The organism is uncultured Lactobacillus sp. (assembly GCF_945290125.1).
Taxonomy (GTDB): domain Bacteria; phylum Bacillota; class Bacilli; order Lactobacillales; family Lactobacillaceae; genus Lactobacillus; species Lactobacillus rizhaonensis.
This window is the reverse complement of sequence record NZ_CALYQV010000105.1, coordinates 1-3,123: the sequence shown is the minus strand read 5'-3', so window position 1 is coordinate 3,123 and position 3,123 is coordinate 1. Positions and strand designations below refer to the sequence as shown.

Genomic DNA, 3,123 nt, shown 5'->3' with positions numbered 1-3,123 from the left:
TAAGTATTAGAAAAAAAGCTTCCTACATATGGAAGTAGTGTCAACCACTCCCGACTAAAGTCAGGAGCTTGTGAGAATTGCCCTTAGGGGCAACGACCACAATTTGCTTAGTTACAGCCCTTGCCTACTTATAGGTCTTACGTGCTAATTACCAAAGCCTTTATGGTCCGCAGGTTGCCAGACGGACCTACTACTTAGATACTGGCTAAGCCTTTTGCCAAAATGTTTTTCGAAAAGAATCCGGAAATTAAGCAGCAGAAATTTTGGGACGGACATCTTTGGTCGCACTGCTACAACATGAGTACACTGGGAAACATGAGTGAAGAGGTGGTAGAACAGTATATCAGTAAGACGCCTTACGCTTTTAAACACCAGACATTCCCCTCCTGATTAAAATCAAGAGATTACTGTTTTAATTTTTCATTGAAAACTGCTAGGCAATACTTGGAGAAATATCTGCTTTAGTCACAATAATGTTATTATAATAAGTGCTATTCTAGAAGTAAAAGTATTGAAGAAAAGAGGCAGAAATATGAAAAATGTGTTTAATGATTTTTATCAGGGATATGATGATTGGTATCAGACTACTGTAGGGCAGTTTGTTGCTGAGCAAGAAGCGCAGACTTTAGGTGATTTATTGCAACCACGATCTGCGCAAAAAATTTTGGAAATTGGCTGTGGTACCGGACACTTTACCCTGGAGTTGGTGCAAAAAGGCTGCCTGATTACTGGAATTGATAAGGCCCCAAAGATGCTCCAACAAGCAAAAACTAAATTATCGGCTTATTTAGAACAAGTCCAGTTACAAATAATGGATGCTCAAAAACTAGCGTATGCAGATAATCAGTTTGACAGTGTTTTTTCTATGGCAACCTTGGAATTTATCACAAATCCGCAAGTTGCCTACCATCAAATGTATCGTGTTGTTAAGCCTGGAGGTACGATAGTTTTAGGTACAATTCAAAAGGGTAGTGCTTGGGCGAATTTGTATGAAAGTCCTGCTTGTCGAGGAACAGCTTATGAATATGCTCATTTTTTAACTTTAAAGCAAATACAAAATTGGGATTCACAGCACTTTACGAATGCACAGCAATGCTTATTCTTGCCTCCTAATTTACCAGAGTCAGAGTATAATAATACTAATGAGAAAAATGCTCAAAAAACTAATCCAATAGGAGGCTTTGTATGTCTGAAATTTCGCAAATCAGCTGCCAATTGAGTTTCTATCCTTTGGGAGCAGCTGATTATAACCAGATAGTTGAACAAGTTTTACAATTGATTCAGCAACAAACGGCTGTTACTGCCGAAACTAATGAGTTAGCCACTATTTTGCGGGGCCCAGTTACTGACATATTTAAATTATTAGAACAAATAACTAATTATGCGCAAGAACAAAATTGGCATTTTGTCTGCAATGCGACTATTTCTAATACTTGCGGTTGTCAGCTGGAAAATAACTAGCGAATAATTTAAAAAGGGTCACTAATTTGAAATTTTAGTAAAAATCAATTCAATGAAAAATTAAGGCAGGAGTCTCCTGATTTTAATCAAAAGATTCCTGACTTAGTTTTTCATTAAAAGTATAGAAAAAGGTACTTAAATCCTTAATTAATCAAGGGTCCAAGTACCTTTTTATGTTATATCAAAGTGTAGAGAAGTTAAAGCGGTATACTCTTTTTATAGGAAGCTATGCTCATAATAGAACTAAACAAGGACAAAATCCTAAAGAAAAGAGGAGCCACAAATACTTTGATACAAATACTAATATAACATGATTAGCAATAAAAATCAAAATAATCCCCTATTTAAATTAGTAACACCCTAAATGAGTGGACTTTTATCAAATATTACAAAAAAAACAGTTTTACGTACATTAAAATAAAACTGTTAATTATCTTTTTAAAGTATGATTAGATAAATCTAGCAGTATTTTCTCAATATTTTTTAATTTTGGTTTATTGAAACCATCGTTTACTCTGATCCAGTTGTACTTACTAGTAAACTTATTTGCCCAAAGGGTTCTTGTGAGATCCAGTTCTTACCAGAGTCAAAATAAGGTCCTGTTACTCAATTTTATATATTAGCAACCAATCTCAAAGAGGACCACCAACATGCAATTCACGATATCCTTTCCAAGTGCTACTTGAAGACAAAGCATGATCTGCATATTTTTTTCTTAATATTTCATTATTAGTTCCTGCATCTAATAACTTAACTGCCACTTTTAACTCATCTATCGGCTATCGGCCAATATTTCTTAGACAGGCGTTTTATATCACGTTTAAATGTCAGAGTTGGAAACAGACTAGACATTTAGGTCATTCCAGATGTCATCAGGAGTATTATATTTTTTCAGCAATTCTGGATGTTTTGCTTCTTTTAGTAACTGTAAAGTTTCAACTGGTAAACTCGTTGGTGTGAAGGGGATAACATGTTCCTTTACCATTTTTGTAATAAAGATGGTAACAGACGCAGTTAAGTCTATGCCCATATCATCCGCTACAATCTGAGCAACATCTTTTAATTAAGGATCAATACGAATATTCAAACGAGCTTCTTTTTTTGTCGTTGCCATTGCTAATTGCTCCATTTCATCTAACAATTTACTTATATCAAAAATATCCCGATATAAATACATTGGGTAAAAGAAGAGCTTTTATCTACTATTTTTAATTAAAAAAACATCAAAAAACCAATTGAAAAATTCCAATTGGTTCAGTTAGTAAATAAATTCGTAACAAAATAAACTTATTTTAATAATATTTTTTATAATTCCACTTGCGGGTGTTCTTGATCTAAAACCTGAACTGTTGTTGACAGTTTGAGATAGTCCTGCAAACGCTTTTGTAATAAGACAATGGCTTGTTGATAATCAGCATTCCGTTCTGGATTAGCATTTTCGATAATAAATAAAACTTCTTTAGTGCTAGAATTCACCTCATAGCGGGCACTGTCACGCCAATTTAAACAGCGTGTAACCACTGCTCTTCGATCACTATAAATAATTTCCTGGGGCAAGGTCATTTCCGCATCTTGTTCCCCAATTGGAAAGAATTTTTCTCCACCAGCAGAAACTCGCAACGTTAAATCACCTTGTAGCCGCTCTAAATCAAGTCCCCCAAT

3 protein-coding genes and 3 pseudogenes are annotated in these 3,123 nt (G+C 34.8%); 3 read left to right on the top strand and 3 right to left on the bottom strand.

What is annotated here, in order from left to right; translation table 11 throughout:
- Positions 1-216: 216 nt before the first annotated feature.
- From Q0K80_RS10100 to Q0K80_RS10090, 3 genes and pseudogenes are all read left to right on the top strand, one after another.
- A pseudogene (locus tag Q0K80_RS10100) lies at positions 217-390 on the top strand (transposase); the annotation flags it as partial.
- A gap of 142 nt (positions 391-532) precedes the next feature.
- Positions 533-1,219 (top strand): methyltransferase domain-containing protein, encoded by a 687-nt coding sequence (locus Q0K80_RS10095; RefSeq protein ID WP_294605986.1) that lies wholly within the window; start codon positions 533-535, stop codon positions 1,217-1,219.
- Positions 1,186-1,461 carry a YkoF family thiamine/hydroxymethylpyrimidine-binding protein gene (locus tag Q0K80_RS10090; RefSeq protein WP_294605984.1) on the top strand — a complete coding sequence of 92 codons (276 nt, stop codon included), beginning with the start codon at positions 1,186-1,188 and terminating at the stop codon, positions 1,459-1,461. Before Q0K80_RS10095 ends, Q0K80_RS10090 begins: the two co-directional genes overlap by 34 nt.
- Positions 1,462-2,063: 602 nt before the next feature.
- On the opposite strand, the pseudogene Q0K80_RS10445 reads toward Q0K80_RS10090, so the two are convergent.
- From Q0K80_RS10445 to Q0K80_RS10075, 3 genes and pseudogenes are all read right to left on the bottom strand, one after another.
- Positions 2,064-2,313 (bottom strand): annotated as a pseudogene (locus tag Q0K80_RS10445) (type II toxin-antitoxin system YafQ family toxin).
- Positions 2,306-2,575: pseudogene (locus tag Q0K80_RS10080) on the bottom strand (type II toxin-antitoxin system RelB/DinJ family antitoxin). Before Q0K80_RS10080 ends, Q0K80_RS10445 begins: the two co-directional pseudogenes overlap by 8 nt.
- A 191-nt stretch (positions 2,576-2,766) precedes the next feature.
- Positions 2,767-3,123, bottom strand: a 357-nt coding sequence (locus Q0K80_RS10075; RefSeq protein ID WP_294605980.1) for a phenylalanine--tRNA ligase beta subunit-related protein, incomplete at its 5' end; no start/stop codon positions are given.